Below are 22,056 nucleotides of genomic sequence, written 5' to 3' on the forward strand. Positions count from 1 at the left end.
AACCAAAATAAAACGCCACTTATTATAAGGGGCATACCACCGTTAAGCAAGAAAAATATACCTTTTATCAGTGTCCTAGCTGAATCACTCATAGACATCATAGTTACTGACCAATGGATAACACCCAAAATATGACTACATAATGGCTGCTAAAGCGTTGCAAGCCACTATGGTTAATCAGTTATCCTACGATATACATTGATAGATTTGCTGTGCCATCGTCTGCCAACCACTCACAAAGTCTTTACTATTGCTCATATCTTCAGGTTGCACAGTGGTTTTTACAGGCTGTAACTTAGCGAGTAAACCTTTGGCTGGTTGACTTGGGCTAACCAGACACATTTGCTTGGCTGGACGCTTCTCATTTAGCCAGCGTATTTGGCTTGCTCGTGGTGCCAAATGGTGGTCAGTGCTTAAACTGCCAACAAGCTTTAGGTTTGTGCTGGATTCGATGTATTGATAAGCATCATGATAGGCCCAATAAGGCTGGGTTTGCTGCTTGCCTTTAGCTTGTTTTACGAAAGATGCCACTCCCCTATCCATTCGCTGAGCAAATTTTTGTGCATTGGCGTGATAAAGTGCTTTATATTGCGGATTGGCATGGCTATGAATCACGGCAAGGGCACGAGTCATGGCTTTGGCATTTTCAGGATCTAACCATATATGTGGATCCAAGGTGCCAGCAATAGGCTTGCCTTGGACGTCACGTAGCGGATGACGATTAAAGGCATCAAATTCAAATAAGGCAATCGCATTGGGTGCGGTATTAAGGCTTGCCGCCAAGTTATTTTCTAAGGGCTCACCAAACCACACGACAAATTTACTGTCCTGAATGGCTTTAATATCGCCTGGGCTGATACTGCCATGATGACCTACCTCCCCTGCCTGCAATAACTGCTTGGCGGGCGGTGAACCTTCAGTCACTGCTTGACTCAATAAAAACAATGGATAATTACTCACGCTGACTGTTGCCGCTTGTGCACTCACAGTAAAGACGCCTGATGCAACTATGCCCGTAATGAACCATCGCTGTAGTATAATGGTTGAGCTTAAAAAATATTTGAGAACTGAGTTCATAATAGATTCTTTAATGTATGAAAGATAAAATATAAGTGGAAACATTTAGACGTTATCGCCGTTGTATCTGAGTGATCATTAAGGTATCAATAAATAAGCCAAGATCACTTATCTGCTCTTATTTTTAGTATGTTATACTATAACATTATAAATTACTATAATAACAGTGCCATTTTATTTCGTAGGAGCTTGCACCATGTCCACCAGTTTATCAGTCTGCGAACATTTACATGATGTGCAGGACTTTACACCGCATGACGTGATCGAGCGCCTAATGGCAGCAAAAGAACAATGTCGCCTGAACGGTGCACGCTTTACCCCATTGCGCCAGCAAATATATCAATTGGTATTGGCAGCCAATAAGCCTATCGGTGCATATGATTTGATCACGCAATTGCAGCAAATGCGCTTATCAGAGCCTAATAACAATGATGACAGCAGCGAAGCGTTTAACTCGCAACAGCACCCAATGAAAGCGGCATCTAAAGAAATTAGCTCTAAAAAACAAGCGCCAAAAAATGTCGCGCCACCCACTGTTTATCGTAGTCTTGAGTTTTTATTGAGTGAAGGCTTGATACATCAATTGACCTCTATCAATGCTTATGTGCCCTGCTGTCACCCACGCGCCCAGCATACCGCAGCATTTTTAATCTGTGGTCAATGTCAGCGTGTACAAGAATGTAGCAGTGTGCCCGTACAGGAAATGATGAGTTTTGCTGAGCAAGACGTTGGCTTTATCGTGGAACGCAGTGTGATTGAGCTGAGTGGTCGTTGCCAAGCGTGCCAGTAACACACCCTAACCACTGAAGCCTAAGTCATTGTCCTCCGTTTTTTATTTGTATTACTCATTCACTTATTGGTTGCCATACTATGAGCCTGTCTACCTCACCGTCTAATCAACCGAACTTTTCCACTGTTGATGGTAATACCATTAACACTGCGAGTAAACTGCTGAGCCTAAGCGATGTCAGCTACGACATTGGGCATCAACGCTTACTCTCACATATTGATATTGACATTGCGGTTAATGAAACAGTCAGTCTTATTGGACCCAATGGCGCTGGTAAGTCAACGTTGGTTAAACTTATTTTGGGATTGATTGAGCCAACCAAAGGGCATATTAACTCTCATCAAAAGTTACAGCTTGGCTATGTGCCGCAGCGCTTTGCTGTACCGCCGATATTGCCATTACGAGTCTGCGATTTATTCGCACAAGCGGATAAAAGGCGCTTAACGTCTGAGCAGCGTCAATTTATTTTTGATAACTTGTCATTGACGCACTTACTATCGCGACAAATGCTGCACCTGTCGGGTGGTGAGACACAAAGGGTCTTGCTCGCGCGAGCACTGTTAGACAAACCCAACTTATTGATTTTAGATGAGCCGATGCAAGGACTGGACCCTGATACTGAGGTTTGGCTCTATCAGTTTATTGATGAGCTGCCGGAGTTTTTGCGTTGTGCCATGCTGGTGGTATCGCATGATCTGCATTGGGTCATGAAAGGCAGTCGACGCGTGATTTGTCTTAATAAGCATATTTGCTGTGAGGGACAACCAAGCGAGCTTGCCATTAGTAGTGAATTTCAAAAACTATTTGGGCATCATTATGAGCAGCCTTATGTACATCAACCGCATGCCTGTGAGCATCACGCCCCAAGCGAACTATAATCATTAAGGCGCGTTGAACATTCACAAATATAAAATATATTGAAGCTTGATACATCAAACACATATCGAGCGTTGAGCTTTATAAAAACTTTTACGGATATTTATTATGACTGCTTGGTTAGCCATCATTGCCCCCGCTTGGATCGCTGGCAGTATTTTAGCGCTACTATCAGCGCCTTTAGGTTGCTTAGTCTTGTGGCGACGTATGGCCTTTTTTGCTGATGCTTTAGCACATGGTACCTTGCTTGGCGTGGCTTTAGCAGTATGGTGGCAATTACCTATGGGTATTGGCATTGCCTTGGTCAGCGTCATGGTGGTGCTAGGGCTGGTATTAATCGATGATGAGCGCCTGCCTGTCGATGCGGTTTTGGCGGTCGTGGCGGTGTCATTGTTATGCTTAGGCTTATTGGCTTTGACCCAGTTGACTGACCAACAAGCAAACGTACTGGGGTTTTTGTTTGGTAATTTGCTAGAGCTTGATTGGGAAGACTTGCCCTTACTTGCCGGTAGCGTGCTGGTAGGGCTCGGTCTACTCATGTATATATGGCCTGCACAAATTAAGCTTGCCACTCATGAAGCATTGGCGCGTATTCAAGGTGTTAATCCGACACGCCAGCGGCTGTTCTTTATGGGCGTATTGGCGGGATTTTGTGCGATTGCCCTGCAAGCGGTTGGTAGTTTACTAATCAGCGGTCTATTGGTATTACCAGCATTAACGGCACGTTTGTGGTCATCATCGCCAAAACAAATGGTCGTTATATCGCTACTGATCGCACAGCTTGGCGTGACACTAGGCGTTTGGGGAAGCATCTGGCTAGATATTCAGACAGGACTTGCTATCGTATTAATATTAGCCATTTTATTTTTTATCGCGCTGATTTTCTCAAAGCTCAGCATTGCAAAAATTTGGTCAGCGCGCCGCTAGACACATTATGGTTCACATAAAGTCGCTGGTTTTTTTATCCTCTTATCCAACTTTATTTCATCAATATGATAGAGCTTTCATTTACTTTATGTTATAAACTTGCCCTAATACCATCGACATACTAGCGGCGTCAAGCCAAAAAACATATTGGTCAGACCAAAATTTATTAGTCTACTCGATGCAGGACATCTATTTATCTATCATTCGTTTTAACAGCATCACTTATTTCGATTCGATGAGGGACTGACCTAATGCTAAGCTATCCTGTTAATAACATTAGCACACCAGATGAACAGGTAAACATACTACAAATCACAGATTTGCATTTATCCACGCCTGTTTCTTCTAGTGTTGATGGCGATACTAATAATAGCGAAGCCTCTGTCTGTCAGCAGTGCTTTGAAACAGTACTACAGCAAGCATTGAGTAGCGACATTCGCTGCGATTTGATTATCGTGACTGGCGACTTAGTCAATGAAGTGAAACCCGCTATTTACGATCATATTTTTGAGGTATTGCAAGCGACCCATATTCCTTTTGCTTGTATTGCGGGCAATCATGATGTGACGGATGAGATAGGCAGTGACTTACCATTCTTTGAGCGCGAACTGATTGCTCAACCTGCCGACCCGCGCTTGCTAAGCCGGCATGTCATTGAGACTGATCGTTGGCAGCTGTTGTTATTAGACTCATCCATCACGGGCAAAGTCGCGGGCGAGATAACGCCTACCGATATTGACTGGTTATGCGAGAGACTCGATGCTTGTGATAAGCCTGCGCTGATTGCTCTACATCACCATGTCATTCCCGTAGACTCTGACTGGATTGACACGCATATGGCAGAGAATAGTGAGGCCTTTTGGCAGCATCTGTTAGGATTTGACCATCTCAAGGTCATTATCAGTGGTCACACGCACCAAGAGCAGGTCCGCCATCGTCAAGGAGTCACGGTCTATAGTACGCCATCTACTTGCTACCAGTTCAAGCCTTATGAGAATGATTTTTCCTATGATAAAAGCGTCGCGCCCGGTTACCGTTGGTTGCAATTAGCCAACAATGGAAAGGTTGCAAGCTGGGTAGAAAGACTGGATACTTGACGCCCAGATTTATTGGCGCCCATACTGATGTGAGCCTTTATATTTCAAGCTATTGACTGATATTTCTGAGTTCAGAATACAATGACTGGCATGGTAAAAGCGACATGATGATGAAAAATGACTTCATTATTGTCAGAAACAATGATACAACGTATAAAACGAAATGAGGACTGCCTAGTATCTGGTATTAGGTAGAATTATAATAGCTAGGATGGCTAAATCGATCACAGCTAAGTCTTCACAGTCAGTGATTTGTCGCATTATTAAGACAACGCTATTTAAATAAAAATATGCATAACCATATACCTGACCATTGATAGATTGCTTTGAGCATATCAAGATAACTGTACTATTAGATCCGCTGTGTTACTTGTGTTACCAAGTGGTAAAACGTTTTATAAAGGGACAAATTATAGCGTTTATGACATTGATAGCGTCTTGTCTTTTGATACGTCGTTTTATTGAATTAATTTGAAAAAAGTAGGATACCCATATGAGCACCCTGACCACGAATCCAAGTGAAGCTAAGTTTACTCCTTATGTGCCTGCCAAAGACGAAGAGTACATGTCTGATGCGCAGTTAGAGCACTTTAAGGCTATATTATTGGATTGGAAGAGCCAACTGATTGGCGAAGCGGATCGCACCAAGACTTATATCCAAGACGAGTCCAGTGCTATGCCAGATATCAATGATCGTGCCACCCAAGAAGAAGAGTTTGCCCTCGCATTGCGTACGCGTGACCGTGAACGTAAGCTCATTCGCAAAATTGATAAATCTATGTCAGAAATTGAAAATGATGATTATGGTTTTTGTGAAACTTGTGGCGTAGAGATTGGTCTGCGTCGTCTCGAAGCGCGCCCAACGGCTACCCAGTGTATCGATTGTAAGACCCTGTCTGAGATTAAAGAACGCCAAAATCAAGGCGCTTAAACGAATTACGATTCATCTCAATAGTAGAATGTAAGCATAAGCGACCATAACATGGTCGCTTATTGCGTTTTAGCTGGTTGGTTTTTAGTCAATGGATCATGGCTGATACAGAGCTTTAAGCTTGCTTATATTGATTTGCTAACAAAACAGACTCATTTCACAAATATCTTTTTACGGATATATTTATTATTCTATCTTCTACCTTTTTTACCGATAATTTCCTACTTTGAAAACTAACCTTATTCCTATGCCCACTCCAATCATACCAGTACAGCCGATTGGTCGTTTTGCTCCCTCACCGACTGGTGAACTGCATCTTGGCTCATTGACGACTGCGCTTGCCAGCTTTTGCCATATAAAATCCATTGGTGGTAAATGGCTACTGCGTATTGAAGACACTGATACCGAACGCTGTGATCAGCAATTTACTGAGCAAATCTTGATTGATTTGGAAGCGCTTGGATTGTACTGGGACGGTGATATCATTTATCAATCTGAGCGTATTGATATTTATAATGATTATCTACACTCAGCCCTGCATCCGCTCACTTATGGTTGTCAGTGCTCGCGTAAAGACTTGGAGCAATACTGGGCGCAAGAAGAGCTGAGCCCATCTTATGATGCTAACCCATTGCAACCAAATAGGAAGCGCTATCCACGCTGCTGCGTCAGCGCTGACCTTGATAGAGAGCAACATAAGCTACGCATACAGCTACCGAATTATAAGATTGGTTTTAACGACGGTATTCAAGGATTGCAGTGGGATAATCCTCAGCAGACATTGGGTGATATGGTGGTACGTCGCCAAGATGGTATGATCAATTATATTTTGGCTGCCAGCCTTGATGATGGACTGCAACAAGTGACACATATTATGCGCGGTCTAGATATCCTACCCATGACGACAGCGCAAATCAGCATCATGGATGCCGCACGCTTACCTGCCATCGATCACTGGTATCACTTGCCACTGATATGTCATGCTGATGGACAAAAACTCTCCAAGCAAAACCTAGCACAACCCATTGATACACGAGATCCAAGTAAACTCATCGCCGATGCTTTACAACTATTACAGCAACCAGCCGTCGATAGAGACACACCTACTCGTATGTTAAAGCAAGCCATTGCTCAATGGAACAGTACGCCGCTACAAGGCAAACAACAGTTAAATATGCCCAATGGATAAAAGCCAGCTAGCAAAAAGCGCCACTATTTAGCGACGCTTCTTTGGATAATGCCAGTCATGATGCATCGAGCCTATCACTAATGCTCAACCTATCAATAATAACGGCATTGGCTTTTTTCGATTTCAGGGCTTTCTTTATAAATTTTTAGCAATAACGCAACCATCACCAAACTAATCAACATCGAAGAGCCGCCATAACTGAAGAATGGCATGGTCAATCCTTTGGTTGGAATCGCCCCCATATTCATCGCCGCATTGATAATTGTCTGCGCTATGAACACCACGCCGATACCAAAGGCGGTATAACTCATACGCATCTGCCGACGTTTGAGCGCGTTATAACTGATACGCATCGCGCTACCGATAATCAGCGCTTCGAGCACCAATACCATGGTAACCCCAACAAAGCCTAACTCTTCCCCTGTAATGGCTAATAGAAAATCAGTATGTGCCTCAGGCAAATGCGACAGTTTTTGTACGCTCTCACCATAACCAACGCCTGTAAATTGTCCACGGCCAAAGGCAATCAAACTACGTGCCAGCTGATAATCCGTGTCTTGCACATCATCAAACGGATCCATAAATGACATCACACGTACCAATCGGTACTGCGCTGTCGTCACCATCAATACCGCACCACCGATGGCAGCCGCGCCCAGTGCTAAAAAGTGCTTGTAAGGCGCACCAGCGATATAAAAAATCGCAAAGATAGTACCTAAAATAACGACAAAAGAACCAAAATCTGGCTGTGACAATAGCAGCATGGTGATGAGTGCCACCACCAACATAATCCGCAAAAAACCGTCTAAGCCGTTACGAACTTCAAAAGAGCGACGCACCACAAAATCAGAGACAAAGACAATCATCACTAACTTGGCCAACTCTGCCACCTGAAAATTAAATACCCCTAGGTTCAGCCAACGCTTGGAGCCGTTAATAGGCGTACTAAAGAGGGTTGCCACTAGCAGCATGCCAGTGATACCCAATAGGATAAATTGGGTTTCAGTCTTATATAATGTTCGCAGAGACACGCTGTAATAAGAAACTGTAGCGACTGTCAAACCGATCATCATATACAGCAGCTGGTTTTTGAAAAAGTGCAGCTCTGTCATGCCGCGACTGAGCGCAAAAGGAATAGAAGCGGAAGCCACCATCAATAAACTGAGCACCAACATACAGCCAACACTCGATAGGAGAATGGCGCGTGCTGACGGCATAGAAAGAATACCATCTGAGCCAGATACTTGCTTCGATTGGGACGAGGAACGAAAAAGAGAAGAGAGCGCCATAATTTTATATACACTAACGAACGAAAAAACACGGCGTCTATTAAACGCCACCGTTTAAAAAATAGAAAATAGACAGTACCAGACAGATTACTAAGCAAATAAGCTGACCATTCATGTTGCTGGCTGGCTATGATTGACAGTAGCAGCAATCTATAAGCAAAACAATCATTTATACAGAAAATGCGCGCACATCGTAAAAGTCAATTCAGGGCAATCCTATTGCATTGCCCTTATTCTTTATTAAATACATGAGCTCTTTATTAAATGCTGATATTCGCTAAGCACTTATCATGCAAATGCTTAAATCATCAAACCTTTTAATCGGCAGTCATCATATCTGACGACTCAGTTGCTAATTGACCAACCAACTGACTGAAATGCTCACCGCGAGCTGCGTAGCCACTATATTGATCAAAGCTGGCACAAGCAGGTGACAATAGCACCGCTTGCACTTGCGATAGGCTGCTTGTCGTGACTTGTTGAATGGTTGTAAAGGCATTTTCTAAAGTTTGGCATTGATGTAACGCCACATCGGCGCTTATCTTAGCTGCTCGCAGATGCTGTTCGATCAGCGGCGCATCTTCACCAATGAATAGTACTTGGCTAACATACTGATTGATAAACGGCGTCAATTCACCAAACTGTTGAGCCTTACCTTGTCCACCCAAAATCAATAGTAGCTTGCCATCTTTTGGCGCATAGACTGCGCCCAGCCCTTCGATAGCTGCCATCGTTGAGCCGATATTGGTGCCTTTTGAATCATTGAAATAATCAATGTCTGCAGCATTTGCCACATACTGGCAACGATGCTCAAGTCCAGTAAACTGCTGTAAGGTATTCAACATACTGCCCAATGGCAAACCAGCAAGTTCGCCTAATGCCAAGGCTGCCTGTGCATTGAGCAGATTATGACGACCTTTAATCAACAGTTTATCTGCCGACAGTAGTTTTTCTGTACCGTGGGCAAGATAAATCTGGCCTTCAGGAGTAGTAATAAGACCATATTGACCTTTATCAGGAGCATGTATACCGGTACTCACTCTTGGCAAATTATCAGCCACTAGCGGACGCGTCAAGGCGTCTTCGCGATTGATAACCACGGACTTAGCACCCTGAAAGATACGATGCTTGGCTTGATGGTAGCCCAGCATATCGCCGTGGCGATCTAAATGGTCAGGCGACATATTCAGAACTGTTGCCACTTGCGCGCCCAAATTGGTCACTGTTTCTAACTGAAAGCTCGACAGCTCAAGTACCGCCAGTTCCATATCAGGATTATCAAGCAAGGTCAGCGCTGGCACGCCAATATTACCGCCGACACCGACATTGACACCAGCATCCGCGGCCATTTGCCCGACCAAGGTGGTCACGGTGCTCTTAGCATTAGAGCCAGTAATCGCCACTATCGGTACGGTACAAGCCTCACAAAATAGCTGAATGTCACTAACCACGGGAATATTCGCTTGGCGGGCAGCGGCGACAGCTTCGGTAGCAAGTGAGATACCGGGACTTATAATAATACGTGTCGCTTGCTGCAAGAGCTCTGCGTCAATCTCACCAAATTGGCGAATACTAATCTCAGCGGGCAATTGATTTGCTAAGCTAGGTGTCACCTGAGCATCAGTAACAGCAACCTGATAGCCTTGATTGGCCAAATAGCGCGCAACTGATAATCCAGATTGTCCCAAACCGACCACGACTTGTAGACCACTGCCTTTGTGAAGTAAGGCATCTGTTGCAGGGTTGGTGGTCATATTTATTCCTTCTGTTGGACGAGCAAAATGGCATCAAACAAAACTAGTATATAAAGAAGCAAAATGATGCCATCAAGATGAGACGCATCATAACGGTATCGTTCAGATTTCGGTACTGGTTTTTTATGACGATGTGCTATTATGCGCCTGTTTTTATATTAAGTGGCTAATGCTATAATAGTTGCCTTAATCTGTAAGTGACTGGGTATTTACCCAAGCATTTTAGTTTAGCATGTTGTCACAGTTAGCACGCTATTGTCACTTCTGTTTGGCAAAGTTACTACTATAGACTGGTCATGTCGAGCGGCTATTTTTATTTGATAGATTATTTATTACCCTCTACCGCAGCATATCATTGCTGACGCTATTCGTTATTGTAGGTGCTCTTATAAATGCCCTGCTTTAAGCACCTTATTTTAACTATTTTTTTAGGTAGTCTCACTGAATTTATCATCGTATCAATTATTGGTGAGCGTATTAGCGATACCAGTAAGTAAATCAATAGACCTACTTATTAGTGACCTTTAATAATTCAATACCGCAATATGACACAGCACATGTTGCCGTAAAAGAAAGATGAATAGCTACTTTTATAGCGATGCGATCATTTTATGAATGAGTAATGATTACTTTTTTTGCCTCTAACCCTATGCAGTTTACTTATGACATCTTTTATTGATAACTTACGTGACGAGTGGTTTTCCAATGTTCGCGGCGACGTTTTGTCCGGTTTGGTCGTTGCCCTAGCGCTGATTCCTGAAGCCATTGCCTTTTCTATTATCGCAGGTGTTGATCCAAAAGTCGGCTTGTATGCCTCATTTTGTATCGCGGTCGTGATCAGTTTCGTCGGTGGTCGTCCAGGCATGATTTCGGCAGCAACTGGGGCGATGGCACTGGTGATGGTTGACTTAGTCGCCGAGCATGGTTTGCAGTATTTGCTAGCTGCCACCTTATTGTGCGGTGGGATTCAGATTGTAATGGGTATTCTAAAGCTCGGTAATTTGATGCGCTTTGTGTCGCGTTCGGTAGTCATTGGCTTCGTCAATGCGCTCGCGATATTGATCTTTGCTGCCCAGCTGCCTGAGCTTAACCCAATGACTGAGCGCGTTGGCATGACGGTTTATATCATGACAGCGGCGGGTTTAGCGATTATCTACTTGTTTCCGCTGATTCCTAAAATCGGTCGCGTGATTCCGTCACCGCTGATCTGTATCGTTGGTTTGACTGCTGTCGCGATGTACATGAATCTCGATATTCGTAATGTCGGCAGTATGGGCGATTTGCCTGATTCATTACCAATGTTCTTATTACCTGACATTCCCTTGAACCTAAATACTTTACTGATCATCGCGCCTTACTCTATCGCACTTGCCATCGTTGGTTTATTAGAATCGATGATGACAGCGACTATCGTCGATGATTTGACAGATACGCCAAGCGATAAAAACCGCGAGTGTCGCGGTCAAGGGATTGCCAACGTCGTATCAGGTTTCTTCGGTGGCATGGCAGGCTGTGCCATGATTGGTCAATCTATGATCAACGTCAAATCTGGCGGACGTACGCGTCTGTCTACTTTGATGGCAGGTATCGTACTGCTCATTATGGTAGTGTTTTTAAGTGAATGGGTCAGTCAAATTCCCATGGCGGCACTGGTCGCTGTGATGATTATGGTCTCCATTGGTACTTTTAACTGGCAGTCTATTCGCGAATTTAAAACGCATCCGATGTCATTTAATATTGTCATGCTAGCGACTGTTTTGACCACAGTATTTACGCACAACCTAGCTTATGGTGTGGGCGTGGGCGTGCTGCTATCGGCGCTGGCGTTTGCCAATAAAATTGGTCAATTCTTAACGGTATTTAGTGAGTATGATGAGAGTACTAATACCCGTTATTATTATGTGCAAGGACAAGTATTTTTTGCTTCTACGACCCAGTTCTTAAACAGCTTCGATACCAAAGAAGCTTTGGACAGTATTCAAATTGATGTCAGCCAAGCGCATTTTTGGGATGTCAGTGCCGTAGACACCTTGGACAAATTGGTCATGCGCTTGCAACGTGAGGGCATTGATGTCAAAGTGGTGGGACTCAATAATGCGAGCCGAACACTGATTGATCGCTTCTCTATCCACGATCGCCGAGATATTGGCTTATTGGATTAAACAAAGCCACGTCTATTTATTGAGTTAATATTGATTAACTGCTCATAAATAGACAGTTGAATAAACAGCTGCATTGGTACAAAGGGTTGGGCATAAGCATTATCGCCCCATCCTTGAGCCAAGCAGCTGTCTTTTTATTCTGTCTTTTTAATATTGGAATAATGTGGTGGTCTTATGAGTAACTTGAAACCAGATAGTGTGATTGCCTGCTTGGACTGCCCAGACCACGTGCAAGCAGTGTTAGAAGCCAGCATGTGGGCCGCGACTCGTCTACAAGCACCTGTTGGACTGTTGCACTCAGTACCGAGCTTACAACAAAAAGCGGCTGTGAATTATTCAGGCTGTCTAAATATCGATGATGAAAACATGCTGCTTGAGCAATTCACCACCAAGGAGCACTTGAGTAATTGTGAGCTAAAAGCCCAAGGCAAGCTTTTGCTTCATCAAGCCACCACCTATTGCGAACAGCAGCGACAAAAACTAAAAACCTATACCCTGCATCGCCATGAACACCTCAATGAAAGTATCGATTACGTCGATGACAAAGCACAATTGATTGTTATAGGTCACAATGTCACCTGCAAATCGACATTGAGCCAGTTAATTAGAGTCAGCCACTGCCCCATTTTGGTGACTCATGCACCATTTTTGCCCCCTACAACCGCGTTATTTGCTTTTGACAACAGTCCAACATCTCATAAATTGCTCAATTGGCTCTGCAAAACCTCACTGGTGCGCGCATTAACCGTTCATATCGTGATGGTCGGTAAAGAAAACTCTGAAAATTGCGATGCGCTACGTGAAGCTTATGCGCGGCTCAAACAAGCAGGCATCAAGTCTAAAAAAGCCTTGCTGGACTGCCGCGATGTCACTTCGGCTTTGAATTATTATCAAAATGAAAATAATATCGGTATGCTGATGACCGGTGCTTTTGGCCAATCTCGTCTGCGCGAACTTCTAAAAGGTAGCGACACAAAAAAGCTGCTCGGCAGCACCAAAACCCCCTACCTACTCTTCCCAAAGGTATAGGCTTTAGCCGATCTACACAGCCACCCCTCTCTCTTTGAGCGCAGAGCCTATACATCCATGTTAAGCTCTTCCGCTTACCGTATCACACAATTTTCCCTACTTTCTCCTCAAGTGATTCGTTTCATATACCAAACTAGGTTAGCAAATCATCACAGGAAATAGTTGGATGGTCTCCCCAAGCACCTAAAAAGTTGGTTATAATAAAGTTTTCGTCAGTTCAACGCTAAAGGTTAATTCGCATTCTCTATGCTCATAATGATGGTTTATACCATTGCAGCATAACCAGTATTTTTTGCCATAACTATGGCTGTTTTTGAACAAACAAATCCAATCTTACCTATCCCCCTTGAGTAAATTGGCACAGTTCTTGAATGACTAATAGTAAGCATGGCAGCGATACGATGCATCACAATGCTTCGATCAACCTGCGGCATCACACAAATAAGGAATATTTTATGAAGCTAATCACTGCGATCTTAAAACCGTTTAAGCTCGATGATGTACGTGAAGCGCTTTCTGACATCGGTGTTAAAGGTGTCACTGTTACTGAAGTCAAAGGTTTCGGTCGCCAAAAAGGTCACACAGAACTCTATCGCGGCGCAGAATACGTGGTGGACTTCTTACCTAAAGTAAAAGTCGAAGTGGCTGTTATTGATGAGATGGTCGAACCTGCTATCGAAGCCATCACTCGCATCGCTAGCACGGGCAAGATTGGTGACGGCAAAATCTTTGTCACTGCACTCGAGCAAGTTATTCGTATTCGTACGGGCGAGACAGGCCCTGACGCTATCTAACGCTCAAGGCCATATAGACACAGATTTATAGATCATACCGATAGCTGTATTGCATCAATTCAAGGGGGAATTAACATGCAAAATCAAATCTTCGAGCTCCAGTACGCACTTGATACATTTTACTTTTTAATGTGCGGGGCGCTCGTCATGTGGATGGCAGCAGGCTTCACCATGTTAGAAGCTGGACTCGTCCGCTCAAAAAACACCGTTGAGATTTTAACCAAAAATATCGCACTTTTTGCCACAGCTTGTACCATGTACATGATATGCGGCTATGCCATTATGTATGGTGGCAATCTATTCTTGAGCGGTATCGCGGGTAATGAAACGCTGGTAGCAGATGCTCTAGCAGCCTCCGCTGAAAACGGCTTTGACGGTGATTCTGTTTACTCCGCTGCGTCTGATTTTTTCTTCCAAGTGGTATTTGTTGCAACCTGTATGTCAATCGTTTCAGGAGCGGTGGCTGAGCGCATGAAGCTGTGGTCGTTCTTATTATTTGCTGTGGTGATGACTGGTGTCATTTATCCATTAGAGGGTAGCTGGACGTGGGGTGGCAATGATGTATTTGGGATGTTCAATTTAGGCGACATGGGTTTTTCTGATTTTGCAGGTTCTGGTATCGTCCATATGGCGGGTGCTGCGGCTGCATTAGCAGGGGTATTATTATTAGGTGCACGTAAAGGCAAGTACGGCCCTAATGGTGAAATACGCGCTATTCCAGGGGCTAACTTACCACTGGCAGCGCTTGGAACACTTATTCTCTGGATGGGTTGGTTCGGTTTCAATGGCGGCTCGGTGCTAAAACTGGGTGATATTGCCAGTGCTAACTCGGTTGCCATGGTGTTTTTGAACACCAATGCAGCAGCGGCAGGCGGTGCAATTGGTGCTTTAATAATAGCACGCATCATCTTTGGCAAAGCTGACTTAACCATGCTCTTAAATGGTGCACTCGCAGGATTAGTCGCTATCACAGCAGAACCCTCAACCCCATCTGCATTACAAGCAACACTGTTTGGTTTGATCGCTGGCGTTATCGTTGTGCTATCTATCTTAGCATTGGATAAAATAAAAATAGATGATCCAGTGGGTGCTATCTCAGTTCATGGTGTAGTCGGTCTGTTCGGTCTACTTATCGTACCAATTACCAATCCAGCAGCATCGTTCGTAGGTCAGATTGCTGGTGCAGCCACTATCTTTACTTGGGTATTCATCGCCAGCTTAATCACTTGGGCGGTTATCAAATTAGTGATTGGTCTGCGTATCTCTGAAGAAGATGAGTATGAAGGTGCGGATATAGCAGAGTGCGGTATGGAAGCATATCCAGAATTTGTGAGATAAACTCTTAAACCAATATTAAAATATATGTAATAAAAATCCCGCAATACTAAAAGGTATTGCGGGATTTTTATTTATCAAAATTAGGTCTAATACTAAAAATAAGCTATCGGTTTATTTCTTTTTCCACGTTTGACTGCGTGAGAATGGACCGATATAACCTTTTAGATTTAAGGTGTTGCCACTCAAGTTTGCGGTCATACGATAGTCTTTGCCCTTTTCAGGATCAGTGATCGTACCGCCACTATATTTGCCACCACCATCAGACTTTAAGCCTTTAATAATGGTCGTACCAACGTGCTTTTTGCCTTTGGCTGAGTTAGTAGCGATAAGCGTACCTGTTAGTACACCGTTTGACTCAGTAATCTTTACGGTACCTTTTGGCTTACCCTCATCAAATGTCTGCCACGTGGTATTGGCCAAAGGATCAGCGGCGAATGCCATGCTTGCTAAACTGATACCTGCAACAGCTAGAGTGGTTTTGGTAAATAATTTCATAGACTGATTCCCTTCATACAATGATTACTCGAAACGTTATGTTTCTGATCTCCTAGGCTTATCCTTCGCTAAAATCCCTATTAACAGCTATGCGACTTTCTACTCTTTGGAAGTGATTAGCGCATCTAAAAACTGCTCATCAAAATTTTATACGACATAAGCGATGTCTTGACTCATTATAAGCAATTTTAAGCTTTTGCCTAGTAATTTTTTTATAGTTTATTATTTCTATAAAAATTGAACTATATCAAATAGTTATAAAAAAGGATTGTCGATATTTTTATCCAACCGGTCATCTTTTTCTTTTGACTTATGCTGACTATTATTGTAAATAGCATCATTTTCAAACGCCTGAAGAATCTTGCTTGTTAGTTCATGTAACTGTTGTGCTTGCTCATATCCAGTAGCATCAAGAGTCAAATCAATATCGCCATATATAATAATTTTATCTGTTTGGTTTTCGATGATAAGCTCACCAATTTGCATGCTTTGGTGGTCATTGGCAAATGGATCAATCATTTGATTCTCCTTTTTATTAACAATATCTTGCGTAATTTTTGGATTTTTTGTGCCTTTTATTATATATAGACTCGTGTCACAGAGGCATTATGCTTGCAATTGGGCGATTACCCACTCAAGAATCGCCCAAACAAACAGCATCCAAGCCGGCTCTTCTGTTGGCTCATCGGGCAACTCGGAGCTTTCACCCGCCTTTAATGGCAGATCAAATGCCTGTGTTTTGGTTTTGGCATCCAAGACGGGCAGCACATCGATACCAATTCTAGTCGAGAGTTCATCAACACTAATAACCTCTATGCGCTCTGACTCATCATTGGGTGCATAATAGACCCCTGCTTGATTAATCGCTGGTATGTAGACAGCTTTGAAAAAATGGCTGGGCACCAGTACACGATCTGCCAATTGCTTGGTTGTTTTGCCAGTAAATGCTACTCCAGTAATGCTATAAACTTCTCCATATTGCTGGGTCAAATAGCGAGTGGCTGATTCAATATTACGCCAGATATAGCGATTGTTGCGCGGTGACTGCGGGGCGATATTGGCAAGGCTAAAGCTATCATATTGTTGACTACGATTCGCCATATCGGCATTGGGCGCTAAATGCCCGCGATCATAGCCAGAGCCTGAATAGTCGGACAATGAGGCGCGTGCGGATTTTGGTAACCTACTTTCTTCATGAAAGCTGTCTTCACGATCGATTTCTTTTGCTTGTTGTAAACGCTTGCGATCCAAATATTCTGCCGACCAAAGCGGTGTACGCGACACACCAGAATACATAACGGCAAAACCATCCATGCATAAAGCTTGGGTTTTGTTGCTTAGCTTGGTATTGATAAACTCAGGATAGACACCGCCATAAAAGGACTCGCTACACTGGGTAAAGTCATCAGCATGCGCTGAAGTTATGCTTACGACTACCACCATCACGGTCATTGTAATACTGTTTTTCAAACGGGCATTGAGCCTACCGAAACTTATCATTCAACTTTCAACCATCTATGCTTGTCATTACGTATACGCTATCGTAGCAGGCGTTTGTAAATAAAGAAAGATAAGGTGCAAGTCGTGACATTCTAGACAGTATCCGCTATACTAAGCCGTCTAAAAACGGTGAAGTGGGTGAGTGGCTGAAACCGCACGCCTGGAAAGTGTGTATGCGTTAATAGCGTATCGAGGGTTCGAATCCCTCCTTCACCGCCAATCTTATTCTGCTTAATCAAAGCCTCTAGCTTTTCCCATCTGTTCAAACAACTCCGAAATACCTTTTAATCCAAAATACTTTCTGAAATTTTTAATTACAAACCTCTTTTTGGCTTAATCTATTTGCCTATGTCATTTTGTAACCTTTTATTTATTACCTTCCTCTCGCTTACGCCCCTCCCGCACCTTTACTTGATGTTTCGCTATTTTCTACCAACATCGCCGCAGCCGTTTTTTTGAGTATCACCCACTGTTCATCGTCGACATAGATACCTTCTTTCCATGCGCGCTGATGGGTTTCAAATAGCTCATCTGTCGATATTTTATGATTGAAATGCTGTATGTCCTGTTCAATATCAAAATTTTGGGTCGCAATTTCAATAATCATATCATTGGTATTATAATTGGCTTGTGCTTGGTCAAAAAAGTATAAATTAGGATACACAAAACCTTGATTTAACGTAAATAATGTATGCTTGGGCACAGAGCCATTGTCCCATTTAGCCAAACAAGCAAAGCCTTTGGCAGCCAGCCCCACCAGCTCACTATAAGCCAACCAGCGGTTATGACAGTTCTGTAAATAAATATGAAAATGCGCCAAATCACCCATTTTTTCCAGAGCATAGTCAATGATAGTCGGCAAGTGACAAGCCAAGCTGCTACCATGCAGATCTAAACGAATAGCGCCGTCTTCTTGATAAACGATATCGATTGGCGTATCGTGCTCGGTTAAGATATACGGACTGGCATTATTAAAGTGTCTGATACCGTCCAAGCCCGCCATCTGTAACTCAGCGACCATAGTAGCAATCACATCCGCTTCGCCTACTTCACGGTGCATCCCAGTAAAGGCTTTGTGTACTATCGTCACAATTTCATTATGCGATACGATCATGAGTCAAACCTCGCTGCTCTTTCGATAAATCGGGTAATAAAGGAAACAGCCACTCATCACTATGCACTTCTGCAAACAAAGGCGCACCTTGAAACAAGGTGATCCGCACCCAGCGATCTGATCTGGGATCGAACTTAGTTGCCCCAAACATCGATAATTTACACCGTAACAGGTGCATGGGTAATGCATTTTTATGCAAGACATTCATCTGGATATCACCCAGTGGCTTATGTCCCATCGTCCAAACGCGGCGCGCAATCGAGCGATATTTTGGCTGATTTAAGATGAATTCTGAAATGAGCTGCTGTGGATCGGTGGGTTTCAACGCGAGATACAGCTTATTTGCTTGCCGTGCGATGTCTAATGCAAGCTCACGATCAGCACCCGGTTCTTGCCCGCGCACGCCCATCCTTGGCTCTTCTTTATCCACCGAACGATACCAAAACCAATGGCTATTATCGGGCTGGCTAAAATCAATATTAATCGCCCACTGATAATGTAGCTCTAATACATCGATTAAATCTTGGATCACCTTGCCTTTCGGTAGCGACAGCGTTTCATCGGCATTTATTTTTTCTTGAAACGCATCGACACGCTCAGGATAAAGCTCCATCAAGCAAGAGATAATCACTTCTTGGCTCTCAAGGCTTAGGTAATGGTGAGCTTGTAAGAACTCCGCCCATGTACTGTATTGATTAATGGTTGCCATCAAATTATTTTGTAGTACGGCTAATTCCGCAACGACCGCTTCATTGAGTTTAATTTGCTGCTCATTGATAGTAACAATTTCACTAAAATGCTGAATAGCGCGTTTGATTAAACTGGCAAAATGCGCCGTTTCATTAGGCTCAATTTGGCAAACCAGTGTCGCTTGCAACGCTTCTTCACGGGTAGTTAGCCATTGATCGAGGACACAGGGATGGTTGATTAGATACGGTGCCATGCCTAGACCGGTAGCGTTACCAACTCCCAAGTAACGTTTAATCTCTGGATGCAGCGCAGCGGCGTTGCTACCGCCTTTTTGCTTTGCCAAATAATCGACCCAATCTAAACTAAACTCACGCAGCAAATACACGGCACACATCTGCGCTCGAAAGGATTGATCAAAATCTGCACTGTGATCTAACGGTTTAAAGTCATAAATACCAAACTTACCATTGCCATAGACGGCAGTAGTGCGCAATATATAACCCACTTGCGCAAGTATATCTAAATCTGGTTGCTGACCAATGGCGAGTGAGCTAACGATATGATCAAAGACCCGTACGCTTTTATTTGCTCGTGCCAGCACCATCACCATATTAGAGTTGCGACCTGCTTCTTGCAGCGGTACGTTGGCTTGTAGATTATCCAGTAACTCTTCACTTATCTCACCAAAGACCAGACCAAAGGTCACATCCCATTTTTGGGCAATCACCCTATCGTTGCGCTCATCATCAGCCAGCTCATTACAAAATACCACCAGATGATACAGATGCTCTGGAGTATTGAGGCGATAAATAACCGTGCCATAGCCTTGCTCATCCAAATCCCACAAATGGGTACTGAGCGTCCATTGCTCTCTATCAATCTTACGCAGTAACGTCCGCACAAAGCTAATGCGAGTTTGGTGCATCGCGCCCAACCTTTCTGCATTCATAATCACGTCACGAGTACGAAATTCAGTACTAAGTTGAGGTGGCTTGACGTTAATTCTTTCATTATTTGCATGAATCATATTCATAATTTCACTACCTTACCTAATATATTGAGCCAGCAGCTTCGTTAATAATGCCAATGATGATATCTATCGGTAAATAAGTATTCAGCCGTTTTTAGGATCGTTATTTTGACCTTGACCGTTTGGTAGTCAATCAGTTTTTTGAGTAAGCTTTTCCTTAGCAAGCTTTTCTTCGCTGATTTTATGTCTCACCTCTACCTGATTAGGTCGATACAAATCTTGCTCTCGCGCCATTTGCTGGGCAATTTGTGGTCCATTCCATAACGACGGCAATAGAATAAAGGATACAGGCACAGCGGTAATCACAATAAAGGACTGTAATGCAGTCACGCCACCTGAACCAAGCGAGATTAAAACAATCGCTGTCACCCCCATCATAATGCCCCAAAAGGTACGAATCATGGCGTTTGGCTCGCGCTCGCCGCTGATGACGACGCTGATGGTATAGGTCATCGAATCGCCTGTCGTGACGATAAAAACGGTGGTTAAAATTAGAAATAATATCGAGGTCATTAAAGGAAAGGGTAATTGCTGGGTAACGGCTAATAGTGCACCAGGTAAGTTAAAGCCTTCAAACGCGCTACTAACACTGCCCGGATTGGCAATCTCAAACGCCAGACCCGAACCACCAACGACGGTAAACCAAAAGCACGTCACGAGCGGCGCAATAATACATACGGTGGTAATCAATTGACGAATGGTACGACCACGTGAGATACGAGCGATAAAGATGGCCATCATCGGGCCATAACCCAAGAACCAACCCCAAAAGAACACGGTCCAACCGCCAAGCCAGCCTTCATCACCGCGAAAAGTCGCCATCGGAATAAAGTTATCGACCATCGTGCCGACACCTTGAATATAACCATTGACGATAAAATTGGTCGGTCCAAACATCAAAATAAAGACCATCAGCGCAACTGCCAATATGACGTTGAAGCGGCTGAGCAATTGCATGCCTCGAGCAAGACCACTGATCGCTGATAAGGTATAAAGCGCAATCGCGAATATGATAATGATAAGCTGGGTGGCAAAAGTATCAGGAATACCAAACAATTCATTCAGTGCATAGCTGGTTTGCAAGCCCAAGAAACCAATAGGACCGATAGTGCCAGCAGCAACTGCCACGATACAGCAAGCATCGATAATCGCGCCCGTTTGACCAGTAAGTACGCTCTCACCAAACATAGGATAAAGAAGTGTGCGAGGTTTCAGCGGCAAGCCTTTGTCATAATGCAAATGCATGACCACAATCGCGGTCAAACTACCGACAATCGACCACGCCAAAAATCCCCAATGCATAAAAGATTGTGATAAGGCGTTAAATGCTCGTTGTTGCAAGTCTGGTGACTCACCGTATAAAGGAGGCGCTGACACGAAATGAGCAATAGGTTCTGCCGCCGCCCAAAAAACCCCACCGCCAGCCAACAATGTACAAAACAGGATGGCCATCCACTTGAAATTGTCCATTTCAGGCTTTGGTAAGTTGCCCAAAATCACACGACCCGTGCGACCTGCACCAACCGCTAAAGCGATGACGAAAGTAGCGAGAAGCAGAATTTGCCAAAAAGGGCCAAAGATATTGGCCGACCATTTAAAACCAACATCCACGATCGTTGCTAACTGTGCTTCTGCAAAAATAGCCATGAGCACAAAAATCGTAATAAACCCACCACTATACCAAAAGGCAGGGTTTTTTAGCCCCAACGCATCAATATCGGCAGCAGCTGGTACAGCGCTGACCTTATCCGCTGTGCTATTGGCAGCGTTTGAGCGTCCTTGCTCACCTTGGTTAAGTCCCTTTAAATCGGCCATGATGTGGCTCCATATGCTAACGTTTCGTTATTTAGATCAGACGTATAACAATGAGGATATATCCAAACAACCTCACCATATTACTTACTTCAAAGCTGTCTATTTCAAATGGGTATGCGCTATAAAACGTCTGTCGTCCTATAGCGATTTTTAGCGATA

Annotated in this window: 19 protein-coding genes and 1 tRNA gene; 11 read left to right on the plus strand and 9 right to left on the minus strand. The window is 43.7% G+C overall.

The annotated features are described in order from the left end of the window. Nucleotides 1-186 precede the first annotated feature (186 nt). Nucleotides 187-1,077 carry a metal ABC transporter solute-binding protein, Zn/Mn family gene (locus tag JMW85_RS11280; RefSeq protein WP_227681844.1) on the minus strand — a complete coding sequence of 297 codons (891 nt, stop codon included), beginning with the start codon at nucleotides 1,075-1,077 and terminating at the stop codon, nucleotides 187-189. 196 nt (nucleotides 1,078-1,273) lie between these two features. Between JMW85_RS11280 and JMW85_RS11285 the strand changes: the two genes are divergently transcribed. From JMW85_RS11285 to gluQRS, 6 genes are all read left to right on the plus strand, one after another. After that, nucleotides 1,274-1,867 carry a Fur family transcriptional regulator gene (locus JMW85_RS11285; protein ID WP_201581854.1) on the plus strand — a complete coding sequence of 198 codons (594 nt, stop codon included), beginning with the start codon at nucleotides 1,274-1,276 and terminating at the stop codon, nucleotides 1,865-1,867. Nucleotides 1,868-1,947: 80 nt separating this feature from the next. Beyond that, a complete protein-coding gene (locus JMW85_RS11290; protein ID WP_201581855.1) occupies nucleotides 1,948-2,745 on the plus strand; it encodes a metal ABC transporter ATP-binding protein in 798 nt (265 codons plus the stop codon). Between the two features lie 106 nt (nucleotides 2,746-2,851). Beyond that, entirely contained in the window at nucleotides 2,852-3,670 is an 819-nt protein-coding gene (locus JMW85_RS11295) for a metal ABC transporter permease (protein ID WP_201581856.1), read from the plus strand. Nucleotides 3,671-3,921: 251 nt separating this feature from the next. Continuing rightward, complete coding sequence (locus tag JMW85_RS11300; RefSeq protein WP_201581857.1) at nucleotides 3,922-4,767, plus strand: metallophosphoesterase; 846 nt, start codon at nucleotides 3,922-3,924, stop codon at nucleotides 4,765-4,767. Between the two features lie 493 nt (nucleotides 4,768-5,260). After that, nucleotides 5,261-5,698: an RNA polymerase-binding protein DksA gene (gene dksA, locus JMW85_RS11305; protein ID WP_045445865.1), complete on the plus strand. Its 438-nt coding sequence runs from the start codon at nucleotides 5,261-5,263 to the stop codon at nucleotides 5,696-5,698. A gap of 247 nt (nucleotides 5,699-5,945) precedes the next feature. Next, complete coding sequence (gene gluQRS / locus JMW85_RS11310) at nucleotides 5,946-6,887, plus strand: tRNA glutamyl-Q(34) synthetase GluQRS (protein WP_198330022.1); 942 nt, start codon at nucleotides 5,946-5,948, stop codon at nucleotides 6,885-6,887. A 92-nt stretch (nucleotides 6,888-6,979) separates the two neighbouring features. Here the strand turns inward: gluQRS and ftsW are convergent, their stop codons facing one another. Together ftsW and murD are read right to left on the minus strand one after the other, a co-directional pair. Further along, on the minus strand, nucleotides 6,980-8,176 hold the full coding sequence (gene ftsW / locus JMW85_RS11315; RefSeq protein WP_227676688.1) for a putative lipid II flippase FtsW: 1,197 nt from the start codon (nucleotides 8,174-8,176) through the stop codon (nucleotides 6,980-6,982). 317 nt (nucleotides 8,177-8,493) lie between these two features. After that, nucleotides 8,494-9,930 carry a UDP-N-acetylmuramoyl-L-alanine--D-glutamate ligase gene (murD, locus tag JMW85_RS11320; protein ID WP_201581858.1) on the minus strand — a complete coding sequence of 479 codons (1,437 nt, stop codon included), beginning with the start codon at nucleotides 9,928-9,930 and terminating at the stop codon, nucleotides 8,494-8,496. Between the two features lie 662 nt (nucleotides 9,931-10,592). Between murD and JMW85_RS11325 the strand changes: the two genes are divergently transcribed. The 4 genes from JMW85_RS11325 to JMW85_RS11340 all read left to right on the plus strand — a co-directional run bounded on the left by JMW85_RS11325 (nucleotide 10,593) and on the right by JMW85_RS11340 (nucleotide 15,253). Then, the gene (locus tag JMW85_RS11325; RefSeq protein WP_087813692.1) at nucleotides 10,593-12,092 is read left to right on the plus strand and encodes a SulP family inorganic anion transporter; all 1,500 of its coding nucleotides are present in this window, start codon (nucleotides 10,593-10,595) and stop codon (nucleotides 12,090-12,092) included. Between the two features lie 174 nt (nucleotides 12,093-12,266). Beyond that, a complete protein-coding gene (locus tag JMW85_RS11330) occupies nucleotides 12,267-13,121 on the plus strand; it encodes a universal stress protein (RefSeq protein ID WP_060491981.1) in 855 nt (284 codons plus the stop codon). 455 nt (nucleotides 13,122-13,576) lie between these two features. Continuing rightward, on the plus strand, nucleotides 13,577-13,915 hold the full coding sequence (locus tag JMW85_RS11335) for a P-II family nitrogen regulator (RefSeq protein ID WP_010197981.1): 339 nt from the start codon (nucleotides 13,577-13,579) through the stop codon (nucleotides 13,913-13,915). 75 nt (nucleotides 13,916-13,990) lie between these two features. Further along, nucleotides 13,991-15,253 carry an ammonium transporter gene (locus JMW85_RS11340; protein WP_045452414.1) on the plus strand — a complete coding sequence of 421 codons (1,263 nt, stop codon included), beginning with the start codon at nucleotides 13,991-13,993 and terminating at the stop codon, nucleotides 15,251-15,253. Nucleotides 15,254-15,364: 111 nt separating this feature from the next. On the opposite strand, the gene JMW85_RS11345 is transcribed toward JMW85_RS11340, so the two are convergent. The 3 genes from JMW85_RS11345 to JMW85_RS11355 form a co-directional block, all read right to left on the minus strand. Continuing rightward, nucleotides 15,365-15,748, minus strand: a complete 384-nt coding sequence (locus tag JMW85_RS11345) for a DUF2147 domain-containing protein (protein ID WP_045445845.1) — start codon at nucleotides 15,746-15,748, stop codon at nucleotides 15,365-15,367. A gap of 255 nt (nucleotides 15,749-16,003) precedes the next feature. Then, nucleotides 16,004-16,267, minus strand: a complete 264-nt coding sequence (locus JMW85_RS11350) for a hypothetical protein (RefSeq protein WP_201581859.1) — start codon at nucleotides 16,265-16,267, stop codon at nucleotides 16,004-16,006. 87 nt (nucleotides 16,268-16,354) lie between these two features. Then, the gene (locus tag JMW85_RS11355) at nucleotides 16,355-17,248 is read right to left on the minus strand and encodes a DNA/RNA non-specific endonuclease (RefSeq protein WP_227681846.1); all 894 of its coding nucleotides are present in this window, start codon (nucleotides 17,246-17,248) and stop codon (nucleotides 16,355-16,357) included. A 128-nt stretch (nucleotides 17,249-17,376) separates the two neighbouring features. Here JMW85_RS11355 and JMW85_RS11360 point away from each other — a divergent pair. After that, nucleotides 17,377-17,467 (plus strand) — tRNA-Ser (locus JMW85_RS11360). A 169-nt stretch (nucleotides 17,468-17,636) separates the two neighbouring features. On the opposite strand, the gene JMW85_RS11365 is transcribed toward JMW85_RS11360, so the two are convergent. The 3 genes from JMW85_RS11365 to JMW85_RS11375 all read right to left on the minus strand — a co-directional run bounded on the left by JMW85_RS11365 (nucleotide 17,637) and on the right by JMW85_RS11375 (nucleotide 21,897). Continuing rightward, entirely contained in the window at nucleotides 17,637-18,362 is a 726-nt protein-coding gene (locus tag JMW85_RS11365) for a DUF3726 domain-containing protein (RefSeq protein WP_201581860.1), read from the minus strand. Continuing rightward, on the minus strand, nucleotides 18,346-20,085 hold the full coding sequence (locus JMW85_RS11370) for a hypothetical protein (protein WP_265090753.1): 1,740 nt from the start codon (nucleotides 20,083-20,085) through the stop codon (nucleotides 18,346-18,348). Before JMW85_RS11370 ends, JMW85_RS11365 begins: the two co-directional genes overlap by 17 nt. Nucleotides 20,086-20,211: 126 nt before the next feature. Beyond that, nucleotides 20,212-21,897: a BCCT family transporter gene (locus JMW85_RS11375; RefSeq protein WP_201581861.1), complete on the minus strand. Its 1,686-nt coding sequence runs from the start codon at nucleotides 21,895-21,897 to the stop codon at nucleotides 20,212-20,214. Nucleotides 21,898-22,056 lie beyond the last annotated feature (159 nt).

It is taken from the genome of Psychrobacter glacincola, from assembly GCF_904846075.1.
Taxonomy (GTDB): Bacteria; Pseudomonadota; Gammaproteobacteria; order Pseudomonadales; family Moraxellaceae; genus Psychrobacter; species Psychrobacter glacincola_C.